This is a genomic window from uncultured Methylibium sp., assembly GCF_902826655.1.
Taxonomy (GTDB): Bacteria; Pseudomonadota; Gammaproteobacteria; order Burkholderiales; family Burkholderiaceae_C; genus Methylibium.
Genome location: NZ_CADEFR010000001.1, coordinates 166,630 through 183,387 on the forward strand (window position 1 = coordinate 166,630; position 16,758 = coordinate 183,387).

Sequence of the window (16,758 nt, forward strand, 5' to 3'; positions counted from 1 at the left end):
GCATGAACATCGAACAAGCCCGCTTCAACATGATCGAGCAGCAGATCCGGCCCTGGGACGTGCTGGACTCGTCGGTGCTGTCGCTGCTGGCCCTGGTCCGGCGCGAGGACTTCGTGCCGCCCGCGGTCCGCGGCATGGCCTTCATGGACCTCGAGCTGCCGATCGGCGAAGGCCAGCGCATGCTGGCGCCCAAGGTCGAGGCGCGGCTGCTGCAGGAGCTGGCGGTGCAGCGCCACGAGCGCGTGCTGGAGATCGGCACCGGCTCGGGCTACATGGCCGCGCTGCTGGCGCACAAGGCGCGGCAGGTCATCAGCCTGGAGATCCGCCCGGCGCTGGCGCAGCAGGCGCTGATCAACCTGCAGCGCGCCGCCGTCGTCAACGCCGAGGTGCGCAGCGCCGACGGCGCGGGCGGCCTGCCGGCCGAGGCGCCGTTCGACGTGATCCTGCTGTCGGGGTCGGTGGCCGAGCTGCCGCAGGTCCTGCTGGACCAGCTGGCCGTCGGCGGACGCCTCGCCGCCATCGTCGGCCAGGAGCCGGTGATGCAGGCCCTGCTCGTCACGCGCACCGCGGCCCGGGCCTTCCGGCGCGTCGAACTGTTCGACACCGTCGCGCCCCGGCTGGAGGGCGTGTCCGAGCCTTCGCGGTTCGTGTTCTGAAGATGCCGTTCATGCCCGCGTTCCGGCAGGACGGCGGCACCGGCATGCAGCCCGTCGCATGCCGTCTGGCGGCCTGCGCCGCGGCCGGCTACAACCCCGGCGCGGCGGCCCACGAGGGCGCCTCTTGCTGACCGTCATAGTCCCCACGAAGGAAAGACCCACCATGTCCCTGCGCCCTCCGCTTCGCGTGACGCCCGCCGTGCAACGCCGTCCCCGCGCACAGCGCCTGCTGCGCGCCGGCCTGCCGGCCCTGCTGCTGATTGCCGCCGCGGCCGGTGCCCGCGCCCAGAGCCTGCAGGAGCTCTACGACGCGGCGCGCGGCTACGACGCCACCTACCTGGCGGCGCGCGCGCTGGCCGACTCGGCGCAATACCGCAACGAGCAGGTCAAGGCGCTGAACCGGCCCAACGTCGGCCTGTCCGCCAGCAGCACCCGCAGCGAGACCGACACCTCGCTCGGCCGCAGCGGCAGCACCACGACCGGCGCGTCGATCTCGGCCTCGCAGTCGCTCTTCAACCGCCCCAACAGCGTCAGCATCGACCAGGCCGAGAAGAACCTGGTGATCGCCTCCGCCGACCTGGCGCTGGCCGAGCAGGACCTGATCATCCGCCTGAGCCAGGCCTACTTCGACGTGCTGGCCTCGCAGGACGCGCTGGGCACGACGCGCGCCAACAAGACCGGCATCGCCGAGCAGCTGGCATCGGCCAAGCGCGCCTTCGAGGTCGGCACCGCCACCATCACCGACACGCGCGAGGCCCAGGCCCGCTACGACCTGGCGCTGGCGCAGGAGATCGCCGCCGAGAACGACCTGCGCGTCAAGCGCATCGCGCTCGACCAGCTGGTGGGCCGCGCCGGCGTCGAACCCCGTCCGCTGCTGCTGCCGGCCCAGCTGCCGACGGTGACCCCGGCCAACGCCGAGGACTGGGTTTCGCGCAGCGTCGACTCGCCCAGCGTGCGCAAGGCCCAGCTCGGCTACGACATCGCCCAGCTCGAGACCACCAAGGCGCGCGCCGGCCACCTGCCGACCGTCGCGCTGGTCGGCTCGGTCGGCGAAAGCCACAGCAACCGCAACACCAGCACCGGCCTGTCGGGCAACACCACCCAGGCCCAGGTCGGCGTGCAGCTCAACCTGCCGCTGTTCGCCGGCTACTCGATCCAGAACCGCGTCAAGGAGACGCTGTCACTGGAAGAGAAGTCGCGCAACGACCTGGAGGCCGCGCGCCGCAGCGTGACGCTGGCGACGCGCCAGGCGTTCTCGAGCCTGCAGTCCGGCGAGGCCTCGGTCAAGGCGCTCGAGGCCGCCGAGGCGTCCAACAAGCTGGCGCTCGAGGCGACCCAGCTCGGCTACAAGGTCGGCGTGCGCGTCAACCTGGACGTGCTGAACGCGCAGACCCAGCTGTTCACCACCCAGCGCGACCTGGCGCGCGCCCGCTACGACGTGCTGCTGGGCAACCTGCGGCTGCGCCAGGCGACCGGCACGCTCAAGCCCGAGGACGTGGTCAACGTGAGCCGCCAGCTGGCCCCCTGAGCCGCTGATAAGCTCGCGCACCGTCGTGCGCGTCGCCCGTCATCGCCTCCATGCCGATCGTCCGTGAGTTCCTGCCCCTCGGTCGACTGAGCCGTCTCGGCTTCTGGTGGCGCCACCTGCTGGTGCTGCCGCTGCTGCTGGCGCTGTGCATCGCCGCCGCCCGCACCCCCGGCGCGCCCTGGGACCTGCTGGCCGCCGCGGCGACGACGCTGTTCCTGGTCTCGGTCTGGGGCCGGCGGCTGCACGACCGCGATCGCTCCGCCTGGTGGCTGCTGCTGGCCGCCGTGCCGCTGCTGGGCGCGCTGTGGCTGCTGATCGACTGTGCGCTGCTCGGCTCCCGCAGGGAGCGCCGGGCGATCGACTACAGGACCGTCTGAACGGTCCGGCACGAGGGAGGGCCGCATGAGCACGAACCACCACGTCGTCAACGACGTCACCCAGCTCAACCCGGTGCGGGTGATGGCCATCGTCGCGCCGTCGACGATCGAGGAGGTGCAGGAGGCGCTGCGCCGCACCAGCGGGCCGGTGTCGATCGGCGGCGGGCGCTTCAGCATGGGCGGGCAGACCGCCAGCCCCGGCAGCCTGCACTTCGACATGCGCGCCATGAACCGCATCGTCTCGTTCTCGCCCGACGACCGGCGCGTCGTCGTGCAGGCCGGCGTGCGCTGGTGCGACCTGCAGCGCTTCGTCGACCCGCACGGCCTGGCGGTGAAGATCATGCAGACCTACGCCAACTTCACCGTCGGCGGGGCGCTGGGCGTCAACTGCCACGGGCGCTACGTGGGACTGGGGCCGCTGGTGCTGTCGGTGCGGCGGATCCGCATCGTGCTGCACGACGGCACGCTGGTCGAGGCCAGCCGCGAGAGCAACCCCGAGCTCTTCTTCGGCGCCATCGGCGGCTACGGCGCGCTCGGCGTGGTGGTCGAGATCGAGCTCGACCTGGCCGAGAACAGGCGCGTGCTGCGCACCGACGCGGTGATGCCGCTGGCGCAGTACTGGTCGCACTTCAAGGACACGGTGCGCAACAACCCGAAGGCGGTGTTCCACAACGCCGACCTGTACGCGCCGCACTACGGCACGGTGCGCTCGGTGACCTGGGTCGAGACCGACCGCAAGGCCACGACCTCGGCGCACCTGCAGGTACCGCGCAAGTCCTACCCGCTGCACCAGTACTTCCTGTGGGCCGTCTCCGAGACGCCGCTGGGCAAGCAGCGCCGCGAGAAGCTGATCGACCCGCTGCTCTACCTGCGCAAGAAGGTCCACTGGCGCAACTACGAGGCCGGCTACGACGTGGCCGAGCTCGAGCCGCCGACGCGGCTGCACCGCACCTACGTGCTGCAGGAGTACTTCGTGCCCGTCGAGCGGCTCGAGGACTTCGTCGCGAAGATGGCCGCGATCCTGAACCGCCATCGCGTCAACGCGCTCAACATCTCGATCCGCCATGCGATGCCCGACCACGGCACGACGCTGGCCTGGGCACCGGTCGAGACCTTCGCCTTCGTGCTGTATCACAAGCAGCGCACGCGCGAGAACGCGAAGAGCCGCGTCGGCGTGTGGACCCGCGAGCTCATCGACGCGGTGCTGTCGGTCGGCGGCACCTACTACCTGCCCTACCAGCCGCACGCGACGGCCGAGCAGTTCCACCGCGCCTACCCGAAGGCCAGGGACCTGTTCGCGCTGAAGTGGGAGGTCGACCCGCAGTTCCGCTTCACCAACGTGCTCTGGGACAAGTACTACCGCGCCTGGCTCGACCGCTCGACGCCGGCCGCGGCCGCGGCCGCCGCCGCCGCCGCGCCCAGCGAGTTCCACCGCGTGTTCGGCGACGTGCCGCTGTCCGACGCCTTCTACCGCTTCCTGCAGAGCGTGTTCCGCACCGTGCCCGAGGACCGCTTCCACCACCTGATCCGCGAGGCCTGCAAGCTGCACCGCGAGGAGGAAAGCGTCTACCGCTACATCCAGCAGGAGCTCGCGGGCATCAAGCCGCCGCTGGCCGACCTGAGCTATGCGCTGCCCTCGCTCTTCAAGCAGAAGGCCGAGATGACGGCGCAGACGCTGCGCGTGCTCGACGGGCGTCGCCGCTTCGACGGCTACGCCGAGATCGGCTCCAAGGCGCGCTACTACCGCGGCCTGGCGCGCCAGCTCCAGCTCACCGGCCCGCTGTTCTTCATCGACGAGAAGCCGCCGAGCTATTCGCCGGTGGACATCATGGAGCGCGGCCAGATCGGCAAGCTCGGCCGCCACATCGACCTGGGCGACTACACGCCGCTGCCCGGGACCATCGCCGACGCGAGCCTGGACCTCGTCGCCTGCTACGTCGGCCTGCACCACATGACCGAGGAGAAGCTCAAGCCCTTCCTCGCCTCGGTCGCGCGCGTGCTGCGGCCGGGCGGCAAGTTCATCGTGCGCGACCACGACGTCCGGCAGGAACCGATGCGCGCGCTGGTGTCGCTGGCCCACACGGTCTTCAACGCCGGACTCGGCGAGACCTGGGAGACCAACCTCGCCGAGCTGCGCTACTTCGAGCCGGTGACGACCTGGGTCGCGCGACTGGACGCCGCCGGCTTCGACGACACCGGCCACCGCGTGCTGCAGGACAACGACCCGACCGACAACACGCTGCTGTGCTTCACGCGCCGCGGCGAGGCGACCGACACGGCGACGCCGCGCCGCGAGGCGCGCGCATGAAGCGCGCGCTGGCCGCCGCCCTGCTCGTGGCTTCGTCGCTGGCGACTCCGCAGACTCCCGCGACCGACGCTGCCGGGTCGCTGACGCCCGTCGAGCACCGGCGCACGCCGGACCAGACCTTCCTGACCTTCCCCGAGTGGTATCTGGTGCACAGCCCGGCCGAGTACGCGGCCTACCTGGGCCGCGGCAGTGCGCCCAGCGGCTTTCCGCTGTTCTCGCACATCGGCCAGTTCTGGCAGAGCTACCGCGCCGTCGGCGACGAGATCTCGAAGTACCCCTTCAACGGCGGCTACCACCTGATGGTGATGGTGATCGGAACCAGCACCACGGTCGAGTACGGCCTGAAGGGCCTGTACGAACACACCATCGGCCGGCTGGCCGAGGCCATGAAGTCGAGCGACGCGCCGCTGCCCGAGGAGCGCTTCGCCGCCGCCTACGCGCAGGCCTACGTCGACTTCATCCGCATCGACCCCTGGTATCTGTTCGACTTCTGGTCGCAGCTGAAGACGCTGTGGTCCGACGTGCCCTGGAGCGGACCCGACACGGTGCGCCGCTGGGAGCGGCGCTTCGCGCTCAGCTCCGAGCTGCTGGCCAAGGAGGGCTACGCGCGCCTCATCAAGCTCGGCACGCAGTCGATCTACGACGCGCCCAAGCCGGTCACCGCGGTCGTGCTGAGCCGGGCCGCCGCGGCCGACGCGGCGCATCCCGACTATGTGCCGCTCGCCGCCCCCGCCGGCAGCGACGCCGTGCTGGCGACGGTCCCGCGCTACGAGGCCTTCACCGCCTACAGCCGCTGGCTCGCCGGCCAGGGCATCGCCTTCCGCGAGGTGGCCGGCAACCGCGGCGACATCGTCGTGAGCCTGCTGGTGCCCGACGACTGGCGCGCCGACAGCGCTGCGGTGCGCACGCTCTTCACGCAGCCCATCCTGACCCGCCCCGGCACGCGCCGCGTCGTGCTCGCCACGCCGGTGCCGGAGCTCGCCGCGCTGCTGCGCCAGGCCGAGTCGGCGCTGGGGCCGTCGGCGATCGAGCACGTCTACGACTTCTGATGCGCAAGCACCGCGCGCCCGCGCCCCGGCTGCTGCGCGTCCTGGTGGCGGCCATCGCGCTGCTGGCGCTGCTGCTGTCGGCCGTGCTGCTGCTGGCCGAACAGCTGCGGTCGCAGCGCGAGACCCAGCCGGCGGAACGCCTGGCCCCGGTCGGCGGGCGCTGGATCAATGCGGGCGACGCCTCGGTCTTCGTGCAGCAATGGGGGCCGGCCGACGGGCCGATGCTGCTGCTGGTGCACGGCACCGGCGCCTGGAGCGGCACCTGGTTCGAGCTGCCCGATGCGCTGGCCGCGGCCGGCTGGCGCGTCGTCGCCGTCGACCTGCCGCCCTTCGGCCTGAGCCACGTCGCGGCGAGCCCGGCCGACTACACGCGCACGGCCCAGGCGCGGCGCCTGCTGGCCGTCGTCGATGCGCTCGGCGGTCGCGACGTGGTGCTGGTCGGGCATTCCTTCGGCGCCGGGCCGGCGCTCGAGGCCGCGCTGCAGGACAAGACGCGCCTGGGCCGCCTGGTACTGGTCGACCCGGCGCTGGGGCTGGGCCCCGCCGGCGAGCCGCCCGCGTGCGAGCCGGAAGGCACGATGGACCGCGTGTTCGCCGTCGGTGCGCTGCGGCGCACGCTGGTCGGTGGCATCGCCACGCAGCCGCGCTTCACGCCCTGGCTGCTGTCGCAGTTCGTCCACCGCAAGGAGGCCGTGGACACGGCGCGCGTGCCGGCCTACCAGCGGCCGATGCGACGCATCGACTTCAGTGCGGGCCTGGCCGACTGGGCCCTGGCCTTCTCGCGCGCCAGCTGCGAGCCGGCGCGCAGCCTCGACCCGAAGGCGCTGGCCGCGTGGTCGGCCGAGCGCAAGCTGCCGCTGCGCCTGATCTGGGGCGACCAGGACAGCATCACGCCGCTGGCCCAGGCCCAGGCCCTGCAGCGGTGGCTGCCGGACGCGCGGCTCGACGTGATCGCGGGCGTCGGGCACATCCCGCACATCGAGGCGCCCGAGGCCTTTGCGCGCACGCTGCTGCAGGCCGTCGCCGCGCCGAAGGCCGGCGCGCCCTGAAGCGCCGCCGGTGCCGGCACTGTTCCCCGTCATGGCCGCCACGACCCGCGACGATCCGCGTGCCCGCCGCGCGCTGCTGCAAGGCTCGGCGGCACTGCTGCTGATGCCCTCGCTGGCCGCGGCCCGCCGCGCCGACGGCTTCGACCCCCGCGCGGCCTGGGCCGAGTTCGCCGAGCTGCTGCGGATGCGCTATGCCTACTTCGAGCGCGACGGTGTCGACGGCGAGGGCATCCTGCGGCACTTCGAGGCCGTCGCCCTGACTGCGACCTCGCGCGAGCGCTTCGTCGCCGTGCTGAAGCGGGCGGCCCGCAACTTCGCGGACCCTCACTTCAACGTCGGCCCGTGGACGCCCGGTGACCCGCAACTCGTACCGACCGGATCGGACCTGCATGTCGGCCTGGTCGGCGACCAGGTGCTCGTAGCCGCCGTGCGAGCCGGCAGCGATGCCGCGCGACAGGGTATCGCGCCAGGGAGCGCCGTCGTCGACGTGAACGGCGTGCCGGTGCGCGTGGCGGCCGAGCGGATACTGGGTCGGCCGCTGGCGTCCTTGTCGCGCCTCCAGATCGACCATGGGCTCAACCTCGCCCTCGCGGGCAGCGGCACGGCCCCGCGTCGCCTCACGTCGCAGTCCGGCGGCGTCGAGCGCCCGCTCAGCCTGCGCCCCACGACCGAACTCGCGCGTCGCGTCGCCGCCAGCGCACCGGTGAACGTCCGGCGCGACGGCGACCTGGCGGTCGTGCGCTTCGACAACTCGCTGGGCCGGCTCGAGACCATCCGGGCCTTCCGCGCCGCCTTGCCGTCGCTGCTGGATGCATCGACGTTCGTGATCGACCTGCGCAACACGCCGAGCGGTGGGAACACGACCGTCGCGCGCGGGATCATGGGGCACTTCGTGCGCAGCGAGATGCCCTACCAGCTGCACGTCGTGCCCGAGGAAGCGCGACGCCACGGCGCGCCGCGCAAGTTCATGGAGTACGTGCTGCCGGCCGCGCCCTACTACCCCGGTCGCGTCTTCGCGGTCGGCGGCCGCTGGACCGGCAGCATGGGCGAAGGAATGATGATCGGCTTCGACGCGCTCGGCGCGACGACCGTCGGCTCGCCGCTGGGCCACCTGCTGGGCGCCATGGAGAACATCGTGCTGGAGGCCTCGGGAGCCCGCATCGAGATCGGCACCGAGCAGCTGCTGCACGTGCGCGGCACGCCGCGCGAGGCCTTCCGGCCCGCGTGGTTCATCGACCCCGCGGAAGCCTCGGCGGACGCCGACGCCTGCCTGGATGCGATCCAGGCCCGGCGCTGAACGCCTCGCGCCCGGCCCTAAACTCGCGCCCTGCCGCCCACCCGCCCTGCCATGGCCGCCGCGACCACCAACGAAGACCTCGCCCGCTGGCTGGCGCGTGTGGCGCTGCACGACCGCGCGGCCTTCGAGCTGCTGTATCGCGCCACCTGCTCGCATCTCCTGAGCGTCGCCTTCCGTATATCCGGTCAGCAGGAGCGCGCCGAAGAGGTGCTGCAGGAAGCCTTCATGAACGTCTGGCACAACGCGGCCGGTTTCAACGCCTCGGTGGCAACGCCGATGACGTGGCTGATCAACATCGTGCGCAACAAGGCGATCGACCAGCTGCGCTCGGGCAAGACCGAGCGCGCGACGACCGGCGCGCTCGACGACGAGGCGATGAACCTCGCCGCCGACGCGTCCTTCGAACCGCAGCGCCTGCTGGAGGACAACCTCGTCAAGCTCCGCATCGACGGCTGCATGGCCGACCTGGGCGCCTCGCAGCGCCAGGCGCTGGCGCTGGCCTACTACCGCGGCATGGTGCACACCGAGATCGCCGAGTCGCTGGGCGCGCCGCTCGGCACCGTCAAGGCCTGGGTGCGGCGCGGGCTCGACAAGCTGAAGGGCTGCCTCGAGGCGGCCGGGGTGACGGCCGCATGAACTACCTGCTGCCCGAACGCCTGGACCGGCTGGCGCGCGAGCACGCGCTGGGCACGCTGAGCCCGCGCGCGCGGCGCCGCTTTGACCGCGTGCTGCAGCAGAGCCCCGCGGCGATGCTGGCGGTCGGCGTCTGGCAACGGCGCCTGGCGCAGCTGTCCACCCACATGCCGCCGATGCAGCCGCGCGAGTCGGTGTGGCGGGCGCTCGAGCAGCGCCTGTTCGCCGGCGCCCCGGCGCCCGCCGCGCCGCCCTCGCGGTCGTCGGCCTGGAGCTGGCTGGGCGCGCTGCTGTCGGGCCGCTCGCTCGGCGGCGCGCTGGCCGGCGTGCTGCTGTGCGTGCTGGTGCTGCGCCTGCAACCCGGTCTGGCCGACCTGGAGCCGCAACGCGACGGCCTGCCGCCCAGCTATGTGGGCCTGCTGCTCGACGGCGCCGGCAAGCCCGCGGTGCTGGCCAGCTCGCGTCGACACGGCAGGCAGCTGACGGTGAAGCTGCTGCAGCCGCTGGCCGTGCCGGCCGGGCAGGTCGCGCAGCTGTGGGCGCTGCCAGCGGACGGCAGCCCGCCCTTCCCCGTCGGCGTGGTGCCCGCCACCGGCCCGGCGACGCTGGCCCTGACCGACAGCTCGGAGAAGCTGTTCTTCAAGGTGTCGCAGCTCGCGGTCAGCGTCGAGCCGGCCGCCGCGAAGCCGGGCGACACGCCGAGCGGCGCCTTCGTGCTGCAGGGCCACTGCGTCAAGCTCTGGTAGCGGCCGCTGCGTCCGAACCGCAGGGTCGGTCCGTAAGTGGCAGCAGGACACCGAGGGGTGTCTGCCCACCCAAGGAGATCCTCATGAAGCGCAGCACCTTCTCTCGCCCGATCGCCCACCCGGTCGCCAATCTGGTCGCCACCACCGCCCTGGCCTTCGCCGTCGCCGGCACGGCCCTGGCCGCCGACACCGGCCCGGCCACGCCGGCCGACAAGCTGGGACCGGCGCGCGCGCTGATCGCCGACGGCAAGTGGACCGCCGCGATCGACGAGCTCAAGCGCGTCAACGACCCCGCCAGCGCCGACTGGAACAACCTGATGGGCTACAGCCACCGCAAGGCGAAGACGCCCGACGTCGCCGCCGCCGAGCGCTACTACGACGAGGCGCTGCGCATCGAGCCGAAGCACCGCGGTGCGCTGGCGTATTCCGGCGAGCTGTACCTGATGACGGGCAAGCTGCCCCAGGCCGAGCAGCGACTGGCCGCGCTGGACAAGGCCTGCTTCCTGCCGTGCAGCGAATACACCGCGCTGAAGAAGTCGGTCGAGGGCTACAAGGCCGGCGGCAGCAAGGCCGTCTCCATGTACTGACCGACCCGAGGGGAACCTTCGCCCCCGGCGGCGGACGAACCGGGTCCCCCACCCGCACCGTCCGCCGCATGACTGCTTCCGAGACCCAGGCCATCCTCACCGTGTCGCTGCTCGCCGCCTTCGTCGACGGCGACAAGCACGAACGCGAGCGCGCCGAGATCAAGCGCATCGCCGAGGGCCTGTCGGGCGCCGACGGCGTGCAGCTGCCCACGCTGTACCAGGACGTGCTGATGAAGCGCGTGTCGCTGGCGACCGTGCTGCCCTGGCTGACCCGCGACGAGTCGCGCCAGCTGGCCTACGAGATGGCGGTGTGCGTGTGCGACGCCGACGGCGTGCAGTCGAAGGCCGAGCAGGACTTCCTGTCCGAGCTGGGCCGGTCGCTGGGCCTGGCGGGCACGTCGGCACGCGAGTTCTCGCAGCAGGCCGAGGCGATCGCCGCCGCGCCGCTGGCGGCGTCGGCCGCGACGACAGCAGCGACCCCCGCGACCGCCAGCGTCGACCAGGCCGCCCTCGACAAGTCCATCCTCGACGCCGCCATCCTGAACGGCGCGCTCGAGCTGCTGCCCGAGACGCTGTCGACGATGGCCATCATCCCGCTGCAGATGCGGCTGGTGTACGGCATCGGCAAGGCCCACGGCTACGAACTCGACAGCGGCCACGTCAAGGACTTCCTCGCCACCGCCGGCGTCGGCCTGACTTCGCAGTATCTGGAGCAGGCCGGCCGCAAGCTGCTGGGCGGACTGCTGGGCCGTGTCGGCGGCGGCCTGCTGGGCGGCCTGGGCAAACAGGCGGTCAGCTCGGGCATGAGCTTCGCGTCGACCTACGCGCTGGGCCACGTCGCCAAGCGCTACTACGCGGGCGGGCGGGTCCTCTCGGCCCAGATGCTGAAGGACGCCTACGCGTCGGTGATGAGCGAGGCGCAGGGCCTGCAGGGCCGCTACCTGCCGCAGATGCAGGAGAAGGCGCGCACGCTGGACACCGGCAAGCTGCTGGCGATGGTGCGGGGGCGGTGAGGCGCCGCCGCATGGTCTGATAGGCTCGCCCGCAGACCCGAGGCCGTGGAACATCCCATCAGGAAGACGACGATGACGAAGAACTGGTTGCTACCGGCCCTGCTTGCAGCAGTGTTTGCCACCACCACCCTGGCGCCCGGCAGCGCCGAGGCCAAGCGCCTTGGCGGCGGCGGCTCGGCGGGCATGCAGCGCAAGCTGCCGCCGCGCACGCCGGACGCGACGCCGGCCAAGCCCGCGCAGGCCGACGCGCCCGCGCCGACCCAGGCGGCGGCCCCGGCCGCCACCGGCGCGGCAGCTGCCGGCGCGGCGGCGCCGAAGCGGTCCTGGATGGGCCCGATCGCCGGCCTGGCCGCGGGCCTGGGCATCGCCGCGCTGATGAGCCATCTGGGCCTGGGCGAGGCCTTCGGCAACTTCCTGATGCTGGCGCTGCTGGCGGTGGCCGCGGTCTTCGTGATCCGCTGGATGCTGCGACGCTTTGCCGGGGGACAACCGGCGGGGCAGCTGGCGATGCAGGGTGCAGGTGCGGCGGGCACTGCAGGCACGCCGGCGCGGCCGTGGCCGGCAGCAGCCGCCGCAGAGCAGCCGCTGCAGCGGCGCGCCGATGAGATCGGCGCTGCAGCACCGATGGCAACAGGCCTGGCGCCGCGTGCCACGGCGGCGACCGCGTCGGTCCCCGCCGACTTCGACACCGCCGGCTTCGAGCGCATCGCCAAGATGATCTTCATCCGGCTCCAGGCGGCCAACGACTCCGGCGACCTGAACGACCTGCGCGAGTTCACGACGCCCGAGCTCTTTGCGGCGATCCGGCTCGACCTGCAGGAGCGCGGCGCCACGACCCAGCGCACCGACGTGCTGAAGATCGACGCCGAGGTCATCGATGTGACCCAGGAGAACGGCCGCCAGGTCGTCAGCGTGCGCTTCCACGGCCTGGTGCGCGAAGAAAGCGATACCGCCGCGAGCGACTTCGACGAACTCTGGCACCTGACCAAGCCCGACGACGGCAGCCGCAACTGGGCGATTGCGGGGATTCAGCAGACGGCGTGAGGGCACCGACGGCGCGATGCCGTCGGTATCGGCGGTCGAGTCGACTGGCTGCACCTGCGGCGGAAGGATCGTTTGGTCGCGGGTGGCGGCTGCAGAGTGACCTGAATCATCTGCGGCTTGCGGCGTGATCAGCTGCGGCGGCGGCCATCTGTCGTTCGGTACGTAGGAGTACCCCGGCCCCGCGGTGTGCGAAGCCGGCGCTTCAACGGCCTGCCCTCACCGATCGGCGAACCAACGCACCGCATGGCCCCCGCCGCTCGAACGTCACATTCAGTGCAAATAGATCCGGCACTGTGCGCGTCTCTCGACGATGCCGTGATGCCAAGCCGGTAGACGTCCCTTGCTTTACGCTGCCAAGGCTTCCGCGCTCGTCGAGGCTGGCGCCGCGCGCATCCGCCGACTTGCCCCCGTCTCGCGATTCGCCTACGCGGCAGCTTTCAATTGGCCACGCAATGCCGGAGGCGCAGTCAACGAGGGCGAAAGCACAAGCAGCTCATTCGCCTTGCGCTTGACCTGCGCGTAGTAGATGAGGCCCTTGCGGTACACCGGGAACCCTCGATAGAGCTTAAGGACCTCCGGCACGTCGTCATAGGTCAGCATCCATCGACACTTCAGTCGCCGAATAGTGGCAGCGAGTCGCGCGTGGTCGTCCGGTGCATAAAAGTTGACGTAGAGCTCTTGGCCCTGCACGTAGTACGGCGGATCGATGTTCATCAGCGAGCGCGGGGGCAGCGCTGCGGCCCACTTCGGAATGCACTCGCCGGCGTCCAAGCGGCTTAGCGTCACGGCGTCGCGATAGCTCGCGATTCGTTGGATCTTCGCGATCAGCTCCTGTCGGTTGAACCGGCAGTCGAGCTTGTAGTTGCCGGTCTGGTCCTTGCCACCGATGACGCCGCCGCTCACGATCCCCGACCGGTTCGTGCGATTCAGAAAGAGCGTCGCGAATGCGAGGTTTACGCGCTTCGGCCGGGACGACAGGAAGACGGCTCGCTGCCGGTACCACTGGTCCATGTCGATGCTCGTCGTCTCTACGAGCTCGCAAAGATCGTCTGCGTTGTTCAGGGCCGCGTGCCAGAACGAGAAGATCGCCGGGTCGATGTCGTTGAGCCACAGTTCGGCAACGTGCCCAGCAAAGAGAAGGCGCCAGGCCAAGCCGGCACCGCCAGCGAACGGCTCGGCGTAGATGCCTTGCGCGAGGTCGTTAACCCGCAGCAGCTCGGTCACGAACGGTGCGAGCTGTGTCTTGCCGCCAGGGTATCTGAGAGGGGAATCGGTGGTGGGCATTGGCGGCGGAGGGTAGCGAAAACGGGCGCTGCTGGCCAGAGGCCAAGATCACAGCCGATCGAGCATCAGCTTGACGGCCTCCTCCCAGTTGTCCCAAACCGCGATCAAGCCCTTTCGCGTCGGCAGGTGGGCGGCGTGAACAGCCGCACCGAGGGTGTCGAGGCTGGTCGCGTGGTCCTTGCTGGAGTGCGCTATGCGCATGTTCTTCAGTTGCCCCTGCGTACAGCCATCGGCCTCAAGCTTCTCCATGCACACCTTGACCAGCAAGTTGTCAGCCATCTTCGGCTGATACACACCGCGCTTCTTGGCGAACAACACCATGACGCACTCCAACACTGCACGCAGCAGGTAGTTGGCCGCGTACTCGAAGTTCTCATCGGGCTTCGCCCTGCGCAGCTCATCCACGAGCCGACGCAACGGCTTGTTCGGGTGGGTCACGATGAAGTCGGAAGGAATGACCGTCGGGCGATCGCTTGGGTGACGCGGGCCGCGCTTCTTCGGAGGCGACGTTGGCGCCGCGGGCGGTGGTGTCACCGGCGAGGGCAGTAGTGTTCGCGGCGAGACGCCGTCAGCCTGAAGCGATCCGGCATAGGCCACGCGGGCCCTCTGGTCCGACCGCGAATTCACCGGTGGCAGATCGTCCGGATCACGACGGGGAGCCGCATCCAGCACAAAGCGTTTCAGGGCCACGTCAACCTCGTCCGGGTCGTGTGTGAACAGCAACTCTCCCCGGTGCCCCAGTCCCATGGCAGCACGGACCACTGGATTGCTAAGGTACCGCGTCAGCGTTGTGACGGGGATCTTGGCGCGGATCCCCGAGTCAATCCACCCGCCCGCCTCCGCTCGATCGAGAATCGCGACCGCAAGATTGTCAGGAGACGCCCCCTTGGCGAAGCGCGCCTTCTGCGTTGTGTCCCAGGGGCGCGTGCCGACGCCATCCTGCTGGCCCAGGTGCCGCAGTTCGAGCCACTGCCGCGCGCTCTCTCGGTCTTTGAAAACGACGATCGAGAACTTGACCGGAAGCGTCGCACCGAGCACCTCGAGCGCAGTTCTCGCGGCCGACGTCGGTGCCTTCTTCGGGTCCTTGAGCACCTTCAAGGCCGCGGTGCGCCGATTGCCCTCGAGCACGACGTAGTGTCCGGGGTTGTCCTCTAGTTCAATCGCACCCATCGTTTCGAGAGGGCTGATGCCTCCCTTCTTCGCGATGTCCCTGGCCATCGACATCACGCGCTCCGACTTGAAGAGCTGCGCGATGATCTTCGCCTCGTCCTCGATCGGCTTATGCCGCGGGTTCTGCGGGTCCAAGTGCAGGCGCGACAGAGCAACTTCGACGCGCTCGCCTTGCGTCTTGTTCGTGACCATCCTCTCCCCTTCCCTAGCGATCCGTGCGCCGGTGCGCTTTCGATCGCGGCCGATTGTGCGCCACAGCAGGGGCGCTGAGCCTGCGCGCGTCTGCTTGCTGCACGTGATCGGTCCCTTGGGTCGCCAGTGCCAGCGTCTGCACACGCTGCAGAGCGGCCTTCAACCAGACGAACCATGCATCAGCAGGTCACCTGAACCCAGAGACCTCGCGGCCGGCCGGATCAAGGCATCCAGCGTCCCGCTGCGTCCAGCAGCCCCTGCCGCACCCGCTGCTGGCGCACCGGGTCGGCGTCACCGCACGCCAGGCGGCACATCCAGTCGGTGGGCGACTCGAAGTCGCAGTGTGAGGCGCCCACGATCAGCTCGTCGCGCCACAGCGCAGGCAGCGCGGCGCCCCAGGGGGCGGCCACGCTGTCGGCGTTGCAACGCGACGGCGGTGCGCGCAGCAGCAGCGCCTCGGTGCGCAGCCGGCCGGCGGCCGCCAGGCCCAGTCGGTCGGTCTCGCCGGCCATCGTGCGGTCGAAGGGGTCCAGCCCCACGAAGCCGACCACGCCTGGCGTGTCCGCCGCCAGCAGGCTGGACAACCCGCCCGCAGAAAAGCCCACGAGCATGACCTTCTCCACCGGCTTGCCGAAGGTGCCGCCGCGTCGCAATGACTCCACCAGCGCGGCGATCGCCCGGCCATTGCAGCGGAAGTCGAAGGTGCAGGGCAGGTCCGGCGCCAAGGCCAGCACGCCCGCATCGGCCAGCGCCTGCGCGTGGCCCGCCAGCGTGCGCCGGCTGCGTGTGAAGCCGTGCGAGAGGATGGCGGCCCCGCGCGGCGAGCCGGTGGCGGGGTACACGTCCAGCGTCACGCGGTGGCCGTCGAGTGCCTGCACCATCGTCTGCACGGGCGCCGGCGCCGAAGGCTGGGCCGCGGCGGTCGTCGTGAGCATGGCCGCCGCCGCGGCCAGCAGCGCGGTGCGGAAGCTCGGCCTTCGTGACCCGCCCATGATGATGCTTTGCCGCGCCTCAGCGCACCTTCACCATCAGCTTCGGCCGCCACACCGCCAGCACGACGTTCACCACGCTGACCACGATCAGCAGCCACAGCGTGTTGCGCTCGGACCGCAGCAGCGAGTCGAGCACGGCCGGATCGGCGACTGCCGCCACCAGCTGCGCCTGCTTCTGACCCGACGCGACGACCAGCAGCGTCGCCCCGAACACGCTCAGGCCCAGCAGCGCCTTCACCCAGGCCCAGCCGGCGTCCTTGTAGGCCTGCGTCGCCGCCAGCGCGATCAGGCCGCTGACCACGACGACGGCCATCGACGGCACCAGCAGGTACTGCGCGATCGCGGCAAACACCTGCCGGGCCGCGGCAAAGTCCGCGGGCGACGCGCGGTCGGCGACCTGGTTGATGACGAGGCAGGCCGCCAGCGCGCCGCCGTAGGCGATCGACGCGATGTCGTGCAGCGCCTTCATGTTGAATCGCAACCAGCGCGGGCCGTTCATTCGACCCTCCCCGCTACCTCGGCCGCCAGCGCCAGGCACGAGGTGAGCCCCGGCGACTCGATGCCCAGCAGGTTGACGAGCCCGGGCACGCCGTGCTCCGCGGGCCCGTCGATGCGGAAGTCGCTCGCCGCGTCGTCGGGGCCGCCGAGCTTGGGTCGCACGCCGCTGTAGGCGGGCTGCAGGGCGCCGTCGGGCAGCGCCGGCCAGTAGCGGCGCACCTCGGCGTAGAAGCTGTCGCCGCGCTGCGGGTCCACGCGGTAGTCCAGGTCCTGCTCGGTCGTGCCTTCGTCGAGCCACTGCACGTCGGGGCCAAAGCGCGCCTGGCCGCCGAGGT

The 16,758-nt window shown here is 71.0% G+C and carries 16 protein-coding genes and 1 pseudogene (1 of these 17 only partly in view); 12 read left to right on the top strand and 5 right to left on the bottom strand.

Translation table 11 applies throughout. The features are described 5' to 3' along the window. Positions 1 to 2: 2 nt before the first annotated feature. From QZV97_RS00785 to QZV97_RS00840, 12 genes are all read left to right on the top strand, one after another. Positions 3 to 656, top strand: a complete 654-nt coding sequence (locus QZV97_RS00785; RefSeq protein ID WP_295636766.1) for a protein-L-isoaspartate O-methyltransferase — start codon at positions 3 to 5, stop codon at positions 654 to 656. A gap of 163 nt (positions 657 to 819) precedes the next feature. Next, positions 820 to 2,184 carry a TolC family outer membrane protein gene (locus QZV97_RS00790; protein ID WP_295636769.1) on the top strand — a complete coding sequence of 455 codons (1,365 nt, stop codon included), beginning with the start codon at positions 820 to 822 and terminating at the stop codon, positions 2,182 to 2,184. Between the two features lie 50 nt (positions 2,185 to 2,234). Beyond that, positions 2,235 to 2,561: a DUF805 domain-containing protein gene (locus QZV97_RS00795; RefSeq protein WP_295636773.1), complete on the top strand. Its 327-nt coding sequence runs from the start codon at positions 2,235 to 2,237 to the stop codon at positions 2,559 to 2,561. Between the two features lie 25 nt (positions 2,562 to 2,586). After that, positions 2,587 to 4,869, top strand: coding sequence for an FAD-binding protein (locus QZV97_RS00800; protein ID WP_295636776.1), 2,283 nt, complete (start codon positions 2,587 to 2,589; stop codon positions 4,867 to 4,869). Next, the gene (locus QZV97_RS00805; protein WP_295636778.1) at positions 4,866 to 5,918 is read left to right on the top strand and encodes a hypothetical protein; all 1,053 of its coding nucleotides are present in this window, start codon (positions 4,866 to 4,868) and stop codon (positions 5,916 to 5,918) included. The genes QZV97_RS00800 and QZV97_RS00805 overlap by 4 nt, the downstream gene beginning before the upstream one ends. Continuing rightward, the gene (locus tag QZV97_RS00810; RefSeq protein ID WP_295636781.1) at positions 5,918 to 6,967 is read left to right on the top strand and encodes an alpha/beta fold hydrolase; all 1,050 of its coding nucleotides are present in this window, start codon (positions 5,918 to 5,920) and stop codon (positions 6,965 to 6,967) included. Before QZV97_RS00805 ends, QZV97_RS00810 begins: the two co-directional genes overlap by 1 nt. A gap of 31 nt (positions 6,968 to 6,998) precedes the next feature. Further along, positions 6,999 to 8,264, top strand: coding sequence for a hypothetical protein (locus tag QZV97_RS00815; protein WP_295636784.1), 1,266 nt, complete (start codon positions 6,999 to 7,001; stop codon positions 8,262 to 8,264). Between the two features lie 51 nt (positions 8,265 to 8,315). Next, a complete protein-coding gene (locus QZV97_RS00820) occupies positions 8,316 to 8,900 on the top strand; it encodes a sigma-70 family RNA polymerase sigma factor (protein WP_295636788.1) in 585 nt (194 codons plus the stop codon). After that, positions 8,897 to 9,643 carry an anti-sigma factor gene (locus QZV97_RS00825; protein ID WP_295636791.1) on the top strand — a complete coding sequence of 249 codons (747 nt, stop codon included), beginning with the start codon at positions 8,897 to 8,899 and terminating at the stop codon, positions 9,641 to 9,643. Before QZV97_RS00820 ends, QZV97_RS00825 begins: the two co-directional genes overlap by 4 nt. 83 nt (positions 9,644 to 9,726) lie before the next feature. Beyond that, positions 9,727 to 10,230: a tetratricopeptide repeat protein gene (locus QZV97_RS00830; RefSeq protein ID WP_295636794.1), complete on the top strand. Its 504-nt coding sequence runs from the start codon at positions 9,727 to 9,729 to the stop codon at positions 10,228 to 10,230. Positions 10,231 to 10,298: 68 nt separating this feature from the next. Continuing rightward, a complete protein-coding gene (locus QZV97_RS00835; RefSeq protein WP_295636798.1) occupies positions 10,299 to 11,243 on the top strand; it encodes a TerB family tellurite resistance protein in 945 nt (314 codons plus the stop codon). A gap of 72 nt (positions 11,244 to 11,315) precedes the next feature. Beyond that, positions 11,316 to 12,287 carry a Tim44 domain-containing protein gene (locus QZV97_RS00840; protein WP_295636801.1) on the top strand — a complete coding sequence of 324 codons (972 nt, stop codon included), beginning with the start codon at positions 11,316 to 11,318 and terminating at the stop codon, positions 12,285 to 12,287. 423 nt (positions 12,288 to 12,710) lie between these two features. On the opposite strand, the gene QZV97_RS00845 is transcribed toward QZV97_RS00840, so the two are convergent. The 5 genes and pseudogenes from QZV97_RS00845 to QZV97_RS00865 all read right to left on the bottom strand — a co-directional run. Continuing rightward, positions 12,711 to 13,571: a DNA adenine methylase gene (locus QZV97_RS00845; protein WP_295636805.1), complete on the bottom strand. Its 861-nt coding sequence runs from the start codon at positions 13,569 to 13,571 to the stop codon at positions 12,711 to 12,713. Positions 13,572 to 13,619: 48 nt separating this feature from the next. Beyond that, positions 13,620 to 14,933, bottom strand: coding sequence for a hypothetical protein (locus QZV97_RS00850; protein WP_295636808.1), 1,314 nt, complete (start codon positions 14,931 to 14,933; stop codon positions 13,620 to 13,622). A 221-nt stretch (positions 14,934 to 15,154) separates the two neighbouring features. Further along, positions 15,155 to 15,868: an alpha/beta fold hydrolase gene (locus QZV97_RS00855; protein ID WP_295636811.1), complete on the bottom strand. Its 714-nt coding sequence runs from the start codon at positions 15,866 to 15,868 to the stop codon at positions 15,155 to 15,157. A gap of 76 nt (positions 15,869 to 15,944) precedes the next feature. Continuing rightward, the gene (locus tag QZV97_RS00860) at positions 15,945 to 16,424 is read right to left on the bottom strand and encodes a hypothetical protein (RefSeq protein ID WP_295636816.1); all 480 of its coding nucleotides are present in this window, start codon (positions 16,422 to 16,424) and stop codon (positions 15,945 to 15,947) included. After that, positions 16,421 to 16,758, bottom strand: a pseudogene (locus QZV97_RS00865) (NAD(P)/FAD-dependent oxidoreductase) (it continues 733 nt past the right edge of the window). Before QZV97_RS00865 ends, QZV97_RS00860 begins: the two are co-directional and overlap by 4 nt.